The 17,684-nt window shown below is 41.9% G+C and carries 17 protein-coding genes; all 17 read left to right on the top strand.

Going from position 1 to position 17,684, the window contains the following annotated elements; translation table 11 throughout:
• Window positions 1-43: 43 nt before the first annotated feature.
• The 17 genes from ylqF (at window position 44) to fliF (ending at window position 17,679) form a co-directional block, all read left to right on the top strand.
• A complete protein-coding gene (gene ylqF, locus BLR82_RS02330; protein ID WP_074597390.1) occupies window positions 44-886 on the top strand; it encodes a ribosome biogenesis GTPase YlqF in 843 nt (280 codons plus the stop codon).
• A gap of 128 nt (window positions 887-1,014) precedes the next feature.
• Window positions 1,015-1,788, top strand: a complete 774-nt coding sequence (locus tag BLR82_RS02325; RefSeq protein ID WP_245693630.1) for a ribonuclease HII — start codon at window positions 1,015-1,017, stop codon at window positions 1,786-1,788.
• Between the two features lie 12 nt (window positions 1,789-1,800).
• Window positions 1,801-3,642: a hypothetical protein gene (locus BLR82_RS02320; RefSeq protein ID WP_074597389.1), complete on the top strand. Its 1,842-nt coding sequence runs from the start codon at window positions 1,801-1,803 to the stop codon at window positions 3,640-3,642.
• The gene (locus BLR82_RS02315; protein WP_074597388.1) at window positions 3,639-3,908 is read left to right on the top strand and encodes an EscU/YscU/HrcU family type III secretion system export apparatus switch protein; all 270 of its coding nucleotides are present in this window, start codon (window positions 3,639-3,641) and stop codon (window positions 3,906-3,908) included. The genes BLR82_RS02320 and BLR82_RS02315 overlap by 4 nt, the downstream gene beginning before the upstream one ends.
• Window positions 3,909-4,015: 107 nt before the next feature.
• Window positions 4,016-5,176: an ADP-forming succinate--CoA ligase subunit beta gene (gene sucC / locus BLR82_RS02310; RefSeq protein ID WP_074597387.1), complete on the top strand. Its 1,161-nt coding sequence runs from the start codon at window positions 4,016-4,018 to the stop codon at window positions 5,174-5,176.
• A 93-nt stretch (window positions 5,177-5,269) separates the two neighbouring features.
• Complete coding sequence (gene sucD, locus BLR82_RS02305; protein ID WP_074597386.1) at window positions 5,270-6,172, top strand: succinate--CoA ligase subunit alpha; 903 nt, start codon at window positions 5,270-5,272, stop codon at window positions 6,170-6,172.
• Window positions 6,173-6,230: 58 nt separating this feature from the next.
• Entirely contained in the window at window positions 6,231-7,100 is an 870-nt protein-coding gene (gene dprA, locus BLR82_RS02300) for a DNA-processing protein DprA (protein ID WP_074597385.1), read from the top strand.
• Window positions 7,101-7,326: 226 nt separating this feature from the next.
• The gene (gene topA / locus BLR82_RS02295) at window positions 7,327-9,402 is read left to right on the top strand and encodes a type I DNA topoisomerase (protein WP_074597384.1); all 2,076 of its coding nucleotides are present in this window, start codon (window positions 7,327-7,329) and stop codon (window positions 9,400-9,402) included.
• A gap of 166 nt (window positions 9,403-9,568) precedes the next feature.
• Complete coding sequence (locus tag BLR82_RS02290; RefSeq protein WP_074597383.1) at window positions 9,569-9,937, top strand: hypothetical protein; 369 nt, start codon at window positions 9,569-9,571, stop codon at window positions 9,935-9,937.
• Window positions 9,938-10,180: 243 nt separating this feature from the next.
• The gene (gene xerC / locus BLR82_RS02285) at window positions 10,181-11,098 is read left to right on the top strand and encodes a tyrosine recombinase XerC (protein WP_074597382.1); all 918 of its coding nucleotides are present in this window, start codon (window positions 10,181-10,183) and stop codon (window positions 11,096-11,098) included.
• 18 nt (window positions 11,099-11,116) lie between these two features.
• Complete coding sequence (gene hslV / locus BLR82_RS02280; protein ID WP_074597381.1) at window positions 11,117-11,665, top strand: ATP-dependent protease subunit HslV; 549 nt, start codon at window positions 11,117-11,119, stop codon at window positions 11,663-11,665.
• Window positions 11,666-11,684: 19 nt separating this feature from the next.
• On the top strand, window positions 11,685-13,079 hold the full coding sequence (gene hslU, locus BLR82_RS02275; RefSeq protein WP_074597380.1) for an ATP-dependent protease ATPase subunit HslU: 1,395 nt from the start codon (window positions 11,685-11,687) through the stop codon (window positions 13,077-13,079).
• A gap of 21 nt (window positions 13,080-13,100) precedes the next feature.
• Complete coding sequence (codY, locus tag BLR82_RS02270; protein ID WP_074597379.1) at window positions 13,101-13,880, top strand: GTP-sensing pleiotropic transcriptional regulator CodY; 780 nt, start codon at window positions 13,101-13,103, stop codon at window positions 13,878-13,880.
• Window positions 13,881-14,786: 906 nt separating this feature from the next.
• Window positions 14,787-15,185, top strand: coding sequence for a flagellar basal body rod protein FlgB (gene flgB, locus BLR82_RS02265; RefSeq protein ID WP_074597378.1), 399 nt, complete (start codon window positions 14,787-14,789; stop codon window positions 15,183-15,185).
• Between the two features lie 3 nt (window positions 15,186-15,188).
• A complete protein-coding gene (flgC, locus tag BLR82_RS02260) occupies window positions 15,189-15,644 on the top strand; it encodes a flagellar basal body rod protein FlgC (RefSeq protein WP_074597377.1) in 456 nt (151 codons plus the stop codon).
• Between the two features lie 27 nt (window positions 15,645-15,671).
• Window positions 15,672-15,986: a flagellar hook-basal body complex protein FliE gene (gene fliE, locus BLR82_RS02255; protein ID WP_425440884.1), complete on the top strand. Its 315-nt coding sequence runs from the start codon at window positions 15,672-15,674 to the stop codon at window positions 15,984-15,986.
• A gap of 85 nt (window positions 15,987-16,071) precedes the next feature.
• Window positions 16,072-17,679, top strand: a complete 1,608-nt coding sequence (fliF, locus tag BLR82_RS02250; protein ID WP_074597375.1) for a flagellar basal-body MS-ring/collar protein FliF — start codon at window positions 16,072-16,074, stop codon at window positions 17,677-17,679.
• Window positions 17,680-17,684: the final 5 nt, after the last annotated feature.

Here is a 17,684-nt window from a genome sequence, read left to right as displayed (position 1 = left end):
TTGCTGTTTCTTGTTAAAGACGGTAAGGAATAGGTGGGATACTATGACGATTCAATGGTTTCCAGGACATATGGCAAAGGCCAAACGAGAAGTGCAGGAAAAATTGAAGTTAGTGGATTTTGTTATCGAATTGGTTGATGCCCGGGTGCCGGATTCTTCACAAAATCCTATGCTGCAAGAGGTGCTGCAAAATAAGCCGCGCATGCGCGTACTGATGAAAAAGGATTTAGCTGATCAGGCAATTACACGTCTGTGGATGGATCAATTCGAGGCTGAAGGAATCAAATCTGTGGCAGTGGATGTACAGAACAAACAAGATGTGCAACTAGTCATTGCTGCTGCAAAAGAAATGGGCAAAGAAAAGCAGGAAAAGCTCATGAAAAAGGGTGTCAGACCACGGGCGTCCAGAGCGATGATTCTAGGTATTCCGAATGTTGGTAAATCAACTTTAATTAACCGGCTGGTAAACAGAAAAATAGCTAAGACGGGAGATCGGCCTGGTGTGACCACCAGTCAACAGTGGATAAAGGTAAAGAAGGATTTCGAACTTTTGGATACACCGGGAATTTTGTGGCCAAAATTCGAAGATGAACTGGTAGGCTTTCGTCTAGCCGCTATTGGAACGATTAAAGACCAGTTGCTGCCGAAAGAAGATATCGCTGCTTTTATTATCGACTTTTTAAAAGATGCTTACCCGACACTGCTTCTGGAGCGATATGGATTAGAAGCGGAGAATGACATGGGAATCATCTTTGAAAAAATCGGCGGTTCCAGAGGCTGTTTGGAAAGTGGAGGACGGGTGAATTTTGAGAAAACTGCAGAAGTAATCATCCGGGATCTGCGTTCTGGCCGGTTGGGCAGGTTGACTTTAGAAGGGCCTGCATAAGAGACGTTGAACCACAAAGCGTACCACTCAAATTAACTGTTTTGCAAAAGGCATCCGTCATTGTGGATGCCTTTCGTGCTTCACTACCAGAAAATATAGTCGATATAAAGGATATGGGGGAATGGAAATTGGTATCGGATATGAGAATTCCTGAGATCAGGGAGCTCTTGGACACGGATCAAGTATCTGATTCGTTTCTTGAAGAGTTGAAGAAAGATAATCGTAAGGGAGTACATAAATTAATAGCGGGATATCAAAGAAGAAAACAAAAGCAATCTATCCAACAAGAGCTTTTTGTACAAATGAGTGTGTATGAAAAAAAACATTATCAGCTCGGTAATAAGGTAGCAGGCATAGATGAAGCTGGCAGGGGACCCTTGGCAGGCCCTGTTGTTGCAGCGGCGGTGATTTTGGGAGAATCTTTCTACCTGCCTGGCTTAAACGACTCCAAACAATTAAGCGAACAGACCCGGGAGGAATATTACCACTATATCATCCAACACGCAGAGGCTTATGGTATTGGTATCGTTGAAAGCGGAGAAATCGACCAGCTCAATATTTATCGAGCTTCCAAGCACGCTATGCGCAAAGCAGTGGATGAGCTTGCTTTTCAACCAGATCACATTCTCGTTGATGCTGTTCAACTTGATGGTGTATCAAGTACAGTCGAAGCTATTATAAAAGGGGACCAAAAAAGTATTTCGATTGCTGCAGCAAGTATTCTTGCCAAGGTAACCAGAGATTGGATGATGGAATCGTTGGATGAGCGATACCCGATGTATCATTTCAAATCTAATAAAGGGTATGGCACGAAGGCGCACTTGGAAGCGTTAAAAGCATACGGCGCTGCGCCCTGCCATAGAAAGAGTTTTTCACCTGTTCGTGAGCAAATCATAGAGTGAGGGGGAAAGGTTATGCCTTCGTTGAATCAAGCCGCTGCTAAATTGTTTAGTGCGTTACATAGTCAGAAAACATTTCAGACAGCTGCCAAGGTAAAGCCAGGCCAAATACTTGCAGGCAAAGTAGTAAAACTGTATCCAGATCAAAAGGCATCCATTCAGTTTGGCGGTAAGCAAATAATAGCGCAGCTTGAAGTCCCTTTGACCGTGAATGGAAAGTATTGGTTCCAAGTTGCCACGGTTGGCGAGGTGATTCGCCTTAAGATTCTTTCCAATAAAGTGACCTCCGATCAATCGGGTCAGGGGATTTCCGCTTTAATGGAAGAATTGGGAATAAAAAGCACAAAAGACAGGTCAGCGCTGCTAAGTCAACTGTTAAGTAACAAGATACCTTTTCAAAAGGAGACTATCCTACAGGCATTCCAACTGATGGAAGGGCAGGCGAACAAGCTTGAAGCACGTTCTCTTATTGTCGAAATGATTTCCCGTAAACTTCCGCTGACCAGTTCTGCTCTACAAGCGATACAGGCAAAGAAGGATCAGCAGTTCGGCGCCTTACTGGCCGATACCCAAGACCTACTTGACAAGTCGGCGGTTGCTCCGGCAACACGAGAGGCGCTGACAAACCGGTTGAATGGTTTTACCTATCAAAGGAACGCACCGCTGATGGAGCTTTTGCAAACGGCAGTAAAGGAAGAATGGGAAAGGGGCGATACCAATCTGTTTCAGATTTTGAAAAAAGCAGGAGTGATAACTGATTCCACTTCCTATACTGATTGGCAAAACACGTGGAAACTGTCACAGTCACCATCGGGTCAGATGAATGCATCCCCGGCTATACAAGAAGAGTCCCATCAGTTGATAAAGGAGCTTCATCAACTGCAACAAATGCAATTAACGCTTTCAAAATCCTTTCAAGAGCTTTTGGTATCATTGACAGACTTGGCAGAAAACCAAGTAAAAGGAGAATTGCCGCCATTAGAGAAACAAAAAATGGCTTCATTGCAGACACAGCTTTTAAAAAGTGACTTTTTGTCCAGCATTCCTACACACTTGCCGCAAAAATATGTGGACGCTATTCGTCAACTTATCGTCAATGAGGTGCCTAATCGCGAAAATATAGATGCTGTCAGGCAGGTCATCGATCGGCAGCTTCCAACGCCCTCAGCAAATGTGCTGCTACAATTACTGTCCGATTCTATAGAGGGACAGACTTTACTGCTTTCAGATCCGAAGCAGTACTTTCTGAGAAAATTGGGACAGGTCTTCCATTTTTCAGGGATAAACCATGAGCACAATCTGTTGAAAGATCAGATTGCTGAAACGTCGATAAAAGAACAAACATTGAAATCGATTCTGCTCCAATCCTTCTCCGACAGCGGAAGTAAGCTTACTGAAAAGGTTGATGGATTGCTTCATTACTTAAACGGTCTACAATTAACCCATCACCAAGAAACAGTTAACACTGTTCAAGTTAATTTAATGCTTCCCGGCGACCATATCGGAATAAAAAATGATATTCAAATCGATTTTGAAGGAAACAAGGATGAAACAGGGAAAATAAACCCTGATTTTTGTCATATTGTTTTTTATTTAGAGTTGGAAAAATTGAAGGAAACGGTTATCGATATGCAAGTTCAAAAACGAATGGTCCGTATCACTGTATTTAACGAGCATCAGCAGTTGGAAACCCTTTTCCCTTTATTGAAGCCTGAACTACAGGAAGGACTGGAGAAATTGGATTATCATCTAACTTCTGTCCAATGGAAGGCTTTTGAAGAATCAGATACCAGCAGTCCAGTTCAAGCTGCACAAACTGAATTGGATCGAACACAAGGAGTGGATTTCCGTATATGAATCGTCAGTCACCAAAAAGAAAAGCTGCAGCGTTAAGGTACGAGGGCGACAAAGCTGTCGCACCAAAAGTGACAGCTTCTGGAAAAGGGTATGTTGCGGACAATATTATTGCCAAAGCTGAAGCAGCCAATGTACCTATTCAAGAAGATTCGACATTGGTAGAGCTGCTGGCGGAGTTGAATATCAACGAAACGATACCTGAAGAATTGTATCAGGCGGTTGCGGAAGTTTTTGCTTTTGTATACCGGGCAGACCGGAAACTATGAAGCTGATATGAAAGCAATCTATCGATAAGTAATGGTAATGTGTAGACAATTTGTGACGTTTTTTTATACAATAGATTTGCAGTGAAATTTTGATGGGAGGATGGAAGATGAACATTCACGAGTATCAAGGCAAAGAAATATTGCGAAAATACGGCGTGGCAGTGCCCGATGGCCGTGTTGCTTATACGGTAGATGAAGCAGTTGAAGCCGCAAAGGCACTTGGCAGCAATGTGTCCGTGGTAAAAGCCCAAATCCATGCAGGCGGAAGAGGGAAAGCAGGCGGTGTCAAGGTTGCAAAAAACCTGGATGAAGTCCGTACATATGCCGAAGAGATTCTCGGTAAGACTTTGGTTACCCACCAGACAGGCCCTGAAGGCAAAGAAGTTAAGCGGTTACTAATTGAAGAAGGCTGCGATATTAAAAAAGAATACTATGTCGGTTTGGTTCTGGACCGTGCAACTTCCCGCGTAACTATGATGGCTTCAGAAGAGGGTGGTACTGAAATCGAGGAAGTAGCAGCTGAGACTCCTGAAAAAATCTTTAAAGAAGTTATTGATCCGGTAGTCGGTTTGACTCCATTCCAGGCAAGACGGCTTGCGTTCAACATTAACATTCCGAAAGAATATTTATCAAAAGCGGTTAAATTTATGCTTGGACTTTATACTGTTTTTGAAGAAAAAGATTGCTCGATTGCAGAAATCAATCCACTCGTAACGACTGGCGATGGAGATGTTCTCGCATTGGATGCTAAACTGAACTTCGATGATAACGCTGTATTCCGCCAGAAGGATGTGGCTGAGTACCGTGATTTGGATGAAGAAGATGAAAAGGAGATCGAAGCTTCCAAACATGATCTTAGCTATATTGCGCTTGATGGAAACATAGGCTGTATGGTTAACGGAGCTGGATTGGCTATGGCTACGATGGATATCATCAAGCATTATGGCGGCGATCCGGCGAACTTCCTTGATGTAGGGGGCGGCGCAACAGCCGAAAAAGTAACAGAAGCTTTTAAAATCATTTTATCTGATTCGAACGTTAAAGGTATTCTGGTCAATATCTTCGGAGGTATTATGAAATGTGATGTCATCGCAGAAGGTGTTGTAGAAGCAACCAAGCAAGTAGGGCTGGAAATTCCACTTGTAGTTCGATTGGAAGGAACCAACGTAGATTTAGGAAAGCAAATTCTCGCTGATTCCGGACTGAACATCACTGCTGCAGAATCGATGGCTGACGGAGCAGAGAAAATCGTCTCATTAGTTAAATAATGTGCTAGAGGACAGTTCCGAAGCTATCAACAATTTATTGTCTAAGTTGAAGGTTTGGAACAAGTTAGTAAATATCAGAAAGGACGGACGAAGATGAGTGTATTTGTTAACAAAGATACCAAAGTAATCGTGCAGGGTATTACAGGCTCAACAGCACTTTTCCATACAAAACAAATGCTGGATTACGGCACTAAAATCGTCGGCGGAGTGACTCCTAAAAAAGGCGGAACGGAAGTCGAGGGAGTACCGGTTTTCGATACAGTACAAGAAGCCGTTGAAAAAACAGGTGCCAATGCTTCGGTCATTTATGTACCTGCTCCGTTTGCTGCAGATGCTATTATGGAAGCGGTTGACGCTGAGTTAGATCTTGCTATTTGCATTACCGAGCACATTCCTGTAATGGATATGGTAAAGGTAAAACGTTATATGGAAGGAAAGAATACGAGACTAGTAGGCCCGAATTGCCCGGGAGTTATTACACCGGAAGAATGCAAAATCGGTATCATGCCTGGTTATATCCATAAGAAAGGGCATATCGGTGTCGTTTCCCGTTCTGGCACATTAACATATGAAGCTGTTCATCAATTATCGGAGCAAGGGTTCGGACAATCGACTGCTGTCGGTATTGGCGGTGACCCTGTAAATGGAACAGACTTTATCGATGTGCTCAAAGCTTTTAATGAAGACCCGGATACTGAAGCAGTCATGATGATTGGGGAAATCGGAGGAACTGCGGAAGAAGAAGCTGCTGAATGGGTAAAGGCTAACATGTCTAAGCCTGTAGTTGGCTTTATTGGCGGTGCTACCGCGCCTCCAGGAAAAAGAATGGGCCACGCTGGAGCAATCATCTCCGGCGGAAAAGGAACGGCAGATGAAAAAATCAAAGTGATGAACGACTGCGGAATTCAGGTTGCTGAAACGCCTGCAGTCATGGGAGAAACGCTGATTAGCGTTCTAAAGGAAAAAGGATTGCATGATAAATGTAAAACCCATTAATAAATATGCATGCTCAAGCTTTGCGCTTGAGCATGCTTTTTAAAAAGAGGTGGTTTTCGTGAAAGAAACCAGGATGAAATTACTCCATTTACACCGATGTCGGGGAGTCACAAGGCCATTGATCCGAAAGGTGCTTCATGATGATCCTCCACTCGATAATTTGTATAAATATTCAATAGATGATTTCCGCAAGCTTTTTTCCCTTCCAGACAAGCGTACGGCTATGATTTATCAAGACCTCCATTCCTCTCGCGTCTTCTCACAATTACGAAGAGACTTGAATACTTTCCATACCGTCACTATCCTCGATAACACATATCCCGCTTTATTACGAAACATTCCGGATTGTCCCATCGTATTATACTTATGCGGCGATTCCGATTTGCTTTCTCATGCCCCTTCATTAAGTGTAGTCGGAACCAGGAATCCTACAAGCGATGCTTACTCCAAAATGAATAATATTCTAACACCCTTAATCAAAGAAGGATGGGTGATTGTCAGTGGGATGGCAATGGGAATAGATGCAATGGCCCATCGTCTGGCACTGTGCTCCAGAGGAAAGACGATTGCTATACTCGGGGGAGGATTTCGACATATTTACCCTAAATCTAATATAAGCATGTTCCGCGCATTAACTGAAACACAGCTTGTTGTCTCAGAATACCCACCGGGCATTCCACCGCGCCGTCACCATTTTCCTGAAAGAAACCGGATTATTAGTGGTTTGACGTTTGGCACGCTTGTGGTAGAAGCAAAGGAAAGAAGCGGAAGTCTGATAACGGTGAATCAAGCACTGGAACAGGGAAGAGAAGTCTTTGCCATGCCGGGTTCACCGACACAGCCTGAAACAGACGGTTGCAATAAAATGATACAAGATGGAGCTAAATTAGTTCGAAAGACCTATGATATATTGGAGGAATGGCAGTGAAAAAGTAGCAAATCAGGTCGAATTATGTCAAAATTATAAGAAATCGCTTTCGGTTTTTCGAAAGAAAACTAGTTGTATGTTTGACAAATCATAAAAAAGTATTTAATAATAGGGAAGATTTATCAAAGAAATCATTTGCAGTTTTTGACAATGTCGCATAACAACACACGATAAATGATAATAACTACTGAATATAGAGACAGAATACCTCTTGGGAGGAACAAACATGGCAGATTATCTTGTAATTGTAGAATCTCCTGCAAAAGCCAAAACCATTGAACGTTACTTGGGGAAAAAGTATCAAGTAAAAGCTTCAATGGGGCATGTGCGGGATTTACCAAAAAGTCAAATGGGAGTAGATGTAGAAAAAGCATTTGAACCCAAATATATAACCATACGCGGCAAAGGCCCGGTGTTGAAAGAACTGAAGAGTGCCGCCAAGAAAGCCAAAAAAGTTTACTTGGCAGCCGACCCTGACAGAGAAGGGGAAGCAATTGCCTGGCACCTTGCTCATAGTTTGGATATAGATGAAAATTCAGACTGTCGGGTCGTTTTTAATGAAATTACCAAGGATGCAATCAAGGAGTCTTTTAAGCATCCGCGCTCGATCGATATGGATTTGGTAGACGCGCAACAGGCCAGAAGGATTTTGGATAGATTGGTCGGTTACAATATTAGTCCACTTTTATGGAAGAAAGTAAAAAAAGGACTGAGTGCCGGACGAGTCCAATCGGTTGCCGTCAAGATGATCATTGAGCGAGAAAGAGAGATCGAGAATTTCAAACCGGAAGAATACTGGTCAATCGAGGCTGACTTCTTGAAGGATAAAGATACTTTTGAGGGGGCCTTTTATGGGATTGACGGGAAAAAACAGGAGCTCGGGACCAAAGAAGAAGTGGATCGTGTTCTCGCAACTTTAAAAGGGAAAGAGTTCAACGTAGATAAAGTAAATAAGCGGGAACGGAAGCGGAACCCGGCCCAACCCTTTACAACATCTTCCCTTCAACAGGAAGCAGCACGAAAGCTGAATTTCCGTGCCAGAAAAACCATGATGGTTGCTCAACAATTATATGAAGGAATAGACTTGGGTAAGAAACAAGGCATTACAGGTTTGATTACCTACATGAGAACCGACTCTACACGGATATCAGAAACAGCGAAGAAAGAATCCGCTTCCTATATTGAAGAAAATTATGGAAAAGAGTATCTAGGTTCTAATAAAAAAAACAAAAATGCTGAAGGAGCTCAGGATGCTCACGAGGCAATCCGTCCAACATCTATAACTAGGGATCCAAAATCGCTGAAAAGTATTCTCTCCAGAGACCAGTACCGACTTTACAAATTAATTTGGGATCGTTTTACTGCCAGTCAAATGGCACCGGCTGTAATGGACACCATGACCGTTCACCTTGTCAATCAAGGGGTTGAATTCCGAGCTACTGGTTCCAAAGTGAAATTCAAAGGATTCATGAAAGTATATATTGAGGGCCGGGATGATAATAAAAAAGAAGAGGATAAGCTACTCCCTGATTTAGAAGAAGGGATGTCAATAAAAGCGGAAGAAATTCGTCCCAATCAGCACTTTACCCAACCACCTCCCAGATATACAGAAGCGCGTCTTGTCAGAACAATGGAGGAACAAGGCTTGGGCAGACCGTCAACCTACGCACCGACACTGGATACCATACAGCGCCGGGGCTATGTAACGCTCGATAATAAAAGATTCGTTCCAACCGAACTTGGGGAAATTGTTATCGATTTATTGAAAGAGTTTTTTCCTGAAATAATCGATGTGGACTTTACTGTCAAGATGGAAAGTGACCTTGATGCAGTAGAGGACGGTAAGACAGAATGGATTAACATTATCGATGACTTCTATAAAGGCTTTGACAAACGTCTTGAAAAAGCGGAAGAGGAAATGGAAAAGGTTGAGATCAAAGATGAACCGGCTGGTATCGATTGTGAAAACTGCGGTCATGAAATGGTCTATAAAATGGGAAGATACGGCAAGTTCTTAGCTTGTTCTAACTTTCCGGAATGTAGAAATACGAAACCTATTCTCAAGGAAATTGGCGTTAAATGTCCGAAATGTAAAGAAGGAAACGTTGTCGAAAGAAAATCGAAGAAACGCCGTACATTCTATGGATGCGATCGGTACCCGGAGTGTGACTTTATATCCTGGGATAAGCCGATTGCACGTCCTTGTCCGAAATGCGATTCCTTATTGGTAGAGAAGAAATCGAAAAAAGGTGTACAAATACAATGTACCAATTGTGACTATAAGGAAGAAACACAAAATTGATGACGAAAAAAGTATCAGGCTACTGCTTGATGCTTTTTTTAAATGATAAGAAAGTTACTAACAACATATTATGCAAAAGAGCATTTGTTATTTGAACCAACTAAAAAAGTTCATAGTTAGATTTCTCTGCGAACAGGGTATGAGAATTGTGTATAGGAGGGATAATATGTCTGAAAACAAAAAGTATTATGTAAAGGTAGACACAGGTGAAGTTCTATCATCCCCAACGTATGATAATAGTGTCGAATATGAAATCGAAGGCAATTACGAAGATAAACTTAGCCTGGAAAATTTATTTCATGAACAACATTTAGCAGGAAGCCGTTCAGCGGAATTACATTTTGAGGCTCCGTTTCAGGAAGTAAAAGCAGATCAAGAGAGAAAAAAATATGATGATGAAATGTTAAATATTTATCAACGAATCTATGAGTTAGGCACGCCCGATACGAAAGAAAAAATAGAAGAAATCGGTATTCTGGAAGAAAAGAGACAAGCATTCCCTTCCCAAAAGAACAGACCTGAGGATTTGAGTTGACACCCGATTGTTTAACAGATATAATTACCGTTCTGTAAGAAGCTTTACTTGACAGAGGAAATTTGAGGCTGTTGATGCGAAGGTTGTCGAATTTTCGCTTATAATCAACAGCCGGCCATTTTTTTCAAATAACGGATTGATAACAGAAAGCACAATTCAGAATTTTGTTACAATTTAGTAAAATTCATTGCATGGACATGGATAGTTGTGTTACTATTTATACGCCTTGAGCGAGGTGGGAAAATGCTAAACTGGTTTGAAGCGAAGAAAGCCTTTACAGAGTATTTGCAAATTGAAAAGAACGCTTCCCAATACACAATAGATTACTATCAAAGTGATATAGATAATTTCTTTGGTTTTCTGAAACGGGAATCCATCGGTCAATTGGAGCAAGTCGATTATCATGTTGTACGAACTTACTTGACAACTCTATATGAAAAGAAGTTATCAAGGAGAAGCGTCTCTAGAAAAATTTCGAGTCTGCGCAGTTTTTACAAGTTTCTGGATCGGGAAAAACATGTAGCAGCGAACCCTTTCTCTCAAGTAGTGCTTCCAAAGACTAATCAGGCTGTTCCGGGTTTTTTGTATGTGGAAGAACTGGAACGATTATTTGATGTAAGTGATTCCACGACACCCCTTGGTCAACGAAACCAGGCAATTCTCGAGTTGATTTATGCAACTGGAATTCGTGTGAGTGAATGCACAGGTTTGAAACTTGATGATATGGACTTCGACATTGGAACCATGCTGGTAAGGGGAAAAGGAAAGAAAGAAAGATACTTGCCGTTCGGTCGTTTTGCAGAAGCCGCGATGCAAAACTACATAAACCATGGTAGAAAGGAACTGTTACAGAAAACGGCGAAGCCATCTTCTGCCGTTTTTTTAAACGCTAGAGGAAATCCCTTAACCCCTCGTGGATTAAGATTGATTTTGGAAAAGATGGTAAAAGACGCTGCTTTGACGATCCATCTTCATCCTCACAAGTTGAGGCACACATTTGCAACACATATGTTGAACGAGGGAGCGGATTTAAGGGTGGTTCAGGAGCTTCTGGGCCACGAACATTTATCTTCGACCCAGATTTATACACACGTCACCAAGGACAGACTTCGCCATGTTTACATGAACAGTCATCCAAGGGCGAAGCAGAGGAATGATTAGTAGAGGAGGTTGAGGTTGATGGAATCACAACAATTTCATGCCACCACCATATTTGCTGTGCGGCATAATGGACAAAGTGCAATGAGCGGTGATGGGCAAGTCACATTAGGAAATGCGGTCGTTATGAAGCACAAAGCCAAAAAAGTCCGCAGATTGTATAGAGGGAAAGTTTTGGCTGGATTTGCTGGATCGGTAGCCGATGCTTTCACTTTATTTGAAAAATTTGAAGGGAAATTGGAAGCTTACAATGGTAATCTGTCAAGAGCAGCAGTTGAGTTAGCGAAAGAGTGGCGCAGCGACAAGGTGCTAAGGAAACTCGAGGCCATGCTGATTGTTATGGACAAAGAAGAAATGCTGCTGGTTTCCGGAACAGGAGAAGTGATTGAACCAGATGATGGTTTGCTGGCAATCGGTTCAGGTGGAAATTATGCTTTGAGTGCTGGCCGGGCGTTGACACGCCACTCGAAAGGCCTGTCTGCAAGGGAAATTGCTCAGGCTGCTATGGAAGTGGCTGGGGAAATATGTGTGTACACCAATGATCATATAACTCTCGAGGTATTGGATTAAAAAAGGAGGGTTTACTGCAATGGCGTTAAATAAGACTCCAAAACAAATTGTCGAACAACTCGATCAGTACATAATTGGTCAAACAAATGCGAAAAAGTCTGTTGCAATCGCACTTCGCAATCGCTTTAGAAGGATGCAGCTTGATGATAAATTACGTGACGAAATCGTACCTAAAAACATTTTGATGATCGGGCCGACTGGCGTTGGGAAGACAGAAGTCGCCAGGCGTTTGGCAAAGCTTGTAGGTGCTCCGTTTGTAAAAGTTGAAGCCACCAAATTTACGGAAGTTGGCTATGTAGGCCGCGATGTAGAATCAATGGTCCGTGATTTGGTAGAAATGGCTGTCCGCATGGTCAAACAAGAAAAAATGGAAACAGTGATGGATAAAGCGGAAGAACAAGCGAACAAACGTCTCGTCAAAATACTGGTTCCGGAAGAGAAAAAGCAGAACAATTTTAAAAACCCGCTCGAAATGTTTTTCCCGCAGCAAGGCGCAGAAAATCAAGAACAGGATCAGGAAAGCGACCATCAAGAAATCGAAAGCAGACGGAAACGTATCCGCCACCAGCTCGCACTTGGTGAATTAGAGGACAGGATGGTTACAATCGAAGTGGATGAGCAGACGCCCTCGATGTTTGATATGTTACAAGGATCGGGCATGGAACAAATGGGGATGAATATGCAGGATGCGCTTGGGCAGTTCATGCCAAAGAAGAAAAAGAAACGTCGCTTGTCCGTTTCCGAAGCAAGGAAGGTATTGACTCAACAGGAGGCTCAAAAACTCATCGATATGGATGAAGTGGCTCAGGATGCAGTCGATAAAGTCGAGCAGTCAGGCATGATTTTTATTGATGAAATCGATAAAGTAGCTGGCAAGAGCGACCAATCGGCAAATGTATCCCGAGAAGGTGTACAGCGGGATATCCTGCCTATTGTAGAAGGATCCACTGTCGTGACAAAGCACGGTCCTGTCCAGACGGATCATATTTTGTTCATTGCAGCAGGGGCTTTTCATATGGCAAAGCCGTCAGATTTGATTCCCGAGCTACAGGGTCGCTTCCCGATCCGTGTAGAGTTTGACAAATTGTCGATTGAAGATTTCCGCAATATATTAACGGAACCATCGAACGCATTATTGAAACAATACCAGGCTCTTCTAGCTACTGAAGGTATAAAAGTCGAATTTACGGACGATGCTGTGACTAGAATTGCCGAAGTGGCCTTTAATGTCAACCAGGAGACAGACAACATTGGAGCGCGAAGGCTTCATACTATTTTGGAGAAGCTGTTGGAAGAATTATCATTCGAAGCTCCGGATATCAACATGGAAAAGGTAGAAATAACTCCTCAATATGTTGATGAAAAACTAAGCAGTATTGCGAAAAATAAGGATTTAAGCCAGTATATATTGTAAATACCAGATTGGAGGATAACAATGGATTTATTAAATCGTGCCAGAAAAATCAATTCAATGTTACAAAAAACAACAGGGAAGTCAGTGAATTTTAATGATATGTCTGCTACTTTAAGAGATATCATAACGGCAAATATATTTGTGGTCAGCCGCAGAGGTAAACTATTAGGTTTTGCTATCAATCAGCAAATTGAAAACGAAAGAATGAAATCTATGTTGGAAGAGAGACAATTTCCAAAAGAATATACCGATAGTCTTTTCAATATTCAGGAAACCACTTCGAATATTGATATTGACAGTCCTTACACAGCCTTTCCGGTTGAAAATAAGGAATTGTTCCAGAAGGGTCTTACCACAATTGTGCCGATTATTGGAGGCGGAGAACGATTGGGTACGTTGATTTTGAGCAGACTGACTCAAAGCTTTAGCGAGGATGACCTTTTACTAGCTGAATACGGCGCAACGGTTGTTGGAATGGAAATCCTTCATGAAAAAACAGAAGAAATCGAAATGGAGGCTAGAAGCAAAGCAGTTGTGCAAATGGCGATTAGTTCGCTATCTTATAGCGAACTGGAAGCGATTGAGCATATTTTCGATGAACTGGATGGAAATGAAGGGCTGCTGGTAGCAAGTAAAATAGCGGACCGAGTAGGCATCACGCGATCGGTTATCGTCAATGCGCTGAGGAAGCTGGAGAGTGCGGGAGTCATCGAATCCCGTTCCCTTGGCATGAAAGGAACATATATTAAAGTCCTGAATAATAAATTCCTTGTTGAATTAGAAAAAATCAAATCCAACTAATGAAATCCATTTGCAAAACCTTCTTGTCACGGTCAAACGGCAAGAAGGTTTTTTGTGTTCCCGTATCTTTGCTGTTAGCAGAAGAAACACTAAATAGGCATTCCAAATGACACCATCTTTTGGAAAGGAGTACCAAAAACATTACTGCGCCAAGATATTTGCGCACCTCTTTCCCAAGGCGCCCTTTATGATGTGGTTTCCCTTGAATTTCCCCCTCAGAACTGTCTCGCACACTGCAACGCTTTGCTATCAATATCGAGTGAAACGTTCCTATCCAGCTAGTCGGAGATGTCGACAAGGGGAAAACATAGAATCACTTTTGCCTTACGACATTAACTTCGAACCAGCTGAATGTCCTCTTTACCAGAAGGGAGCTGATCCATGGGTGGCGGAAAGTGATTTTTACTTAGCCAGCAGTCTATATTTTTCGAAAAACCACACTCTTTTTTAATGAAAAACAGCCTTTAAAGCTACGTATCTTCGCCTTCAAAGGGGCAATCGGCAGGTTTTATGAAGAGGAGATACATGGTACCTATTCAATTTTTTATGCCTATTTACCTAGGTAAATGGGAGGGTATTCGATATAAATATGTGTCCGATTTTAGAATTCTTTTTCTTTTTTGCCAACCGATATTTTCATTTATGCAAGAGTGTGTAATAATAAAAGCAAAGGAAAAAAGACATGGTTCGACATAATTGCCACTGAGGGAATTGGGTATTATAGGATGCGATCTGAGACTAAAGTAATAAGGGTAGGTGATTTTTTACAGACCTAAAGTAAGATTATCAGTAAATTGCATAGACATAGAATTAGAATTAAATTACAATATTCGATATTGATAGCCAATTTTTGACGGTTTATGAAAAAAACGTTTTAAGACAAATTGAATATAGGGGGAAGAGAAAGTGTCTTTCTTTGGAAGTACCATTAGCAATTTAGAGAAATCATTGGATTATGCCTCTTTAAAGAACCAAACCATTTCAAACAATATTGCTAACGCAGATACACCGGGTTATAAAGCGCAACAAGTCGCATTTAAAGATGTTTTAAACAGTGAAATGAACAGCGGCTTTCAGACTAAACGCACAGATGCAAGACATATTGACTTCGGTTCCAACACTGCACAGCAATCCTTCCGTATCGTTTCCAATACAAATACTACATACAACCATAACGGAAACAACGTTGACATTGACAAGGAAATGAGTGAGCTGGCTAAAAACCAAATCTATTATCAAGGATTGGTAGATCGATTGAATGGGAAGTTTTCAAGCCTGCAGACAGTAATAAAAGGAGGAAGTTAATAAATGAGCATTTTTAATGCGCTCAATACTAGCGCAAGTGCACTCACAGCTCAGAGACTGAGAATGGACACTGTTTCCTCCAATATTGCCAATGCCGATACGACCAGGGCGACAGTCAACGAAAATGGAGAATATGAACCTTATCGAAGGAAATTGGTCTCTCTGGAAGCAAAGACACCCAGCTTTCAATCTTTTCTTCAAAAGGCATCTGGAAAATCTTCGAGCCCCGGTCAAGGTGTCAGGGTGAGTGAAATATCAGAGGATGAGGAGCCATTCAAACTTGTTTATAACCCAAATCATCCGGATGCGGACCAAAATGGTTATGTGCAACTACCGAATGTCGATCCGCTTGAAGAAATGGTAGATTTGATGAGTGCAACAAGATCATATGAAGCGAACGTCACTTCTGTAAACGCGACAAAGAGCATGCTGCTTAAAGCACTGGAAATAGGAAAATAATGATGAATCAGAAATGGGGGATACCTTTTGGTTTCAATTAATAACATTGGAAGTTTACAGTCACCATCATCTGTTTCTTTACAGCAGGATAACGGGAAACTGTCCACGCCAGGAGAAGCACAGGGGCAATTTGCGAATAGCTTAAAAAATGCAATTGATACGTTGAACAATTATCAGGTTGAATCAGACAAAAAGACGCAGGCGTTGGCCAATGGAGAAATCGATGATTTACATGATGTCATGATTACGGCACAAAAGGCAAGTATCACACTGAACACTGCTGTCGAAATGCAACGCAAAGCCATTGATGCTTACAATGAAGTAATGAGGATGCAAGTGTAAATTACATAGGCAAATAGAGTATACCGTCCTTTTCCTTATTGGTGGCTCCAGGTAAGGGAAAGTGCGTTTTTTTTGGGGGAAGAGAATGAAACAGAAAATTGACATCTATAAAGAAAAATTGACGAAATTCTGGAGTTCCAAGTCTTCCAGACAAAAAGGAGTCATGATTGGTTCTCTCCTGTTGGTTCTTTTTGTGATTATTGGTGGAACATTGCTTGCAAGTAAAAGTAGTATGGTTCCCTTGTATAATAATTTGTCTATACAGGAAGTAGGACAGATTAAAACAGAACTGGACGCTAAAGGAGTCCAGTATGAACTTCAGGATGCAGGTAAAACGATTTTGGTTCCAGAACAGGACGCTGACACATTGTTGGTTGATCTTGCTGCACAAGGACTGCCAGACAGTGGAAATGTTGATTATTCGTTTTTCAGTGACAATACATCATGGGGAATGACAGACAATGAGTTTGACGTCATCCAACTAGATGCTATGCAGTCTGAAATCGCCAATCTTATAAAAAGTATTGATGGTATACAGGATGCCAACGTAATGATCAACAAACCAGAAGAGCCGTTGTTTGTCAGTGAGCAGCCACTTGAGGCTTCGGCATCTATCGTTCTGAATACACAGCCAGGGTATCAGTTGGAACCAAGCCAGATTAAATCACTATATCATTTGGTATCCAAAACGGTGCCGAACCTCCCTACAGATAATATCGTCATCATGAATCAAAATTTTGAGTATTTTGACTTAAATGATTCAGCTACTGCCGGAAATGCTGACACGTACACATATCAGCAGAATGTGAAGGAAGATATTGAACGGGATATTCAAAGACGGGTGCAACAAATGATTGGCATGATGGTTGGAAACAACAAGGTAATTGCTTCCGTTACTGCTGATGTGGATTTCACACAGGAAAACAGGGTTGAAGAATTGGTTACTCCCGTAGATGAAGATAATATGGAAGGTTTACCGGTAAGTGTGGAAACCATCAAAGAAACTTACACAGGAGGCACTCCTGAAGGTGGTGTCGCAGGCACGGGGGAAGAGGAAGTAGTCAACTATCCAGCTGGTGAAGAAGGGCAGGATGGCGATTACGAAATGGTCAAGGAATCGATTAACAATGAGTTTAATCGAATTAAGAAAGAGATTGTTGAAAGCCCCTATAAAATTAGAGACCTTGGTATACAGGTTGCGGTAGATAATACAAAATCGGTTGACAATGAAACAGGGGAAGTAGAATATTTATCGGCTGCTGAAGAAGCAACGGTGGAAGACGGCATTTCATCAATCCTTGATTCGATCATTACCACTTCGATCGACGAGGAGTATGGCGAAGTGAACCCGGAAGAGAAGGTTTCGATCGTCTTACAAGAATTCAACGGAAGTAAGGGTTCTTCCGCTCAGCCGCAAGCTACCATTCCAACTTGGATGTATATCGTCGGCGGGGTTTTAATCGCCATTATCCTTGCTTTGATTTGGATGCTTTGGAGAAGAAGGAATACAGAAGAAGAGGAAGAGTACGAATATACCGAAGAATCTTACGTCCCTGCCCCCGTCACTATCCCGGATATTGAAGAAAGTCCGGAAACGGAAGCAGGAGTTCGTACCAAGCAACTAGAGAAACTCGCAAAAGATAAACCGGAAGAATTTGCGAAACTGCTTCGCAGTTGGATTGCGGAAGATTAGGGGGC

Source organism: Sediminibacillus halophilus (assembly GCF_900103695.1).
Classification (GTDB): Bacteria; Bacillota; Bacilli; order Bacillales; family Amphibacillaceae; genus Sediminibacillus; species Sediminibacillus halophilus.
Note: the sequence above shows the minus strand (reverse complement) of the source record. Positions and strands in the feature narration are given on the sequence as shown.

What these genes read in the sequence shown, in the direction of transcription:
- ylqF (WP_074597390.1), top strand. Translation starts at nt 44, where the DNA reads ATGACGATTCAATGGTTTCCAGGACATATGGCAAAGGCCAAACGAGAA.
- BLR82_RS02320 (WP_074597389.1), top strand. Translation starts at nt 1,801, where the DNA reads ATGCCTTCGTTGAATCAAGCCGCTGCTAAATTGTTTAGTGCGTTACAT.
- BLR82_RS02315 (WP_074597388.1), top strand. Translation starts at nt 3,639, where the DNA reads ATGAATCGTCAGTCACCAAAAAGAAAAGCTGCAGCGTTAAGGTACGAG.
- sucC (WP_074597387.1), top strand. Translation starts at nt 4,016, where the DNA reads ATGAACATTCACGAGTATCAAGGCAAAGAAATATTGCGAAAATACGGC.
- sucD (WP_074597386.1), top strand. Translation starts at nt 5,270, where the DNA reads ATGAGTGTATTTGTTAACAAAGATACCAAAGTAATCGTGCAGGGTATT.
- topA (WP_074597384.1), top strand. Translation starts at nt 7,327, where the DNA reads ATGGCAGATTATCTTGTAATTGTAGAATCTCCTGCAAAAGCCAAAACC.
- BLR82_RS02290 (WP_074597383.1), top strand. Translation starts at nt 9,569, where the DNA reads ATGTCTGAAAACAAAAAGTATTATGTAAAGGTAGACACAGGTGAAGTT.
- xerC (WP_074597382.1), top strand. Translation starts at nt 10,181, where the DNA reads ATGCTAAACTGGTTTGAAGCGAAGAAAGCCTTTACAGAGTATTTGCAA.
- hslV (WP_074597381.1), top strand. Translation starts at nt 11,117, where the DNA reads ATGGAATCACAACAATTTCATGCCACCACCATATTTGCTGTGCGGCAT.
- hslU (WP_074597380.1), top strand. Translation starts at nt 11,685, where the DNA reads ATGGCGTTAAATAAGACTCCAAAACAAATTGTCGAACAACTCGATCAG.
- codY (WP_074597379.1), top strand. Translation starts at nt 13,101, where the DNA reads ATGGATTTATTAAATCGTGCCAGAAAAATCAATTCAATGTTACAAAAA.
- flgC (WP_074597377.1), top strand. Translation starts at nt 15,189, where the DNA reads ATGAGCATTTTTAATGCGCTCAATACTAGCGCAAGTGCACTCACAGCT.
- fliF (WP_074597375.1), top strand. Translation starts at nt 16,072, where the DNA reads ATGAAACAGAAAATTGACATCTATAAAGAAAAATTGACGAAATTCTGG.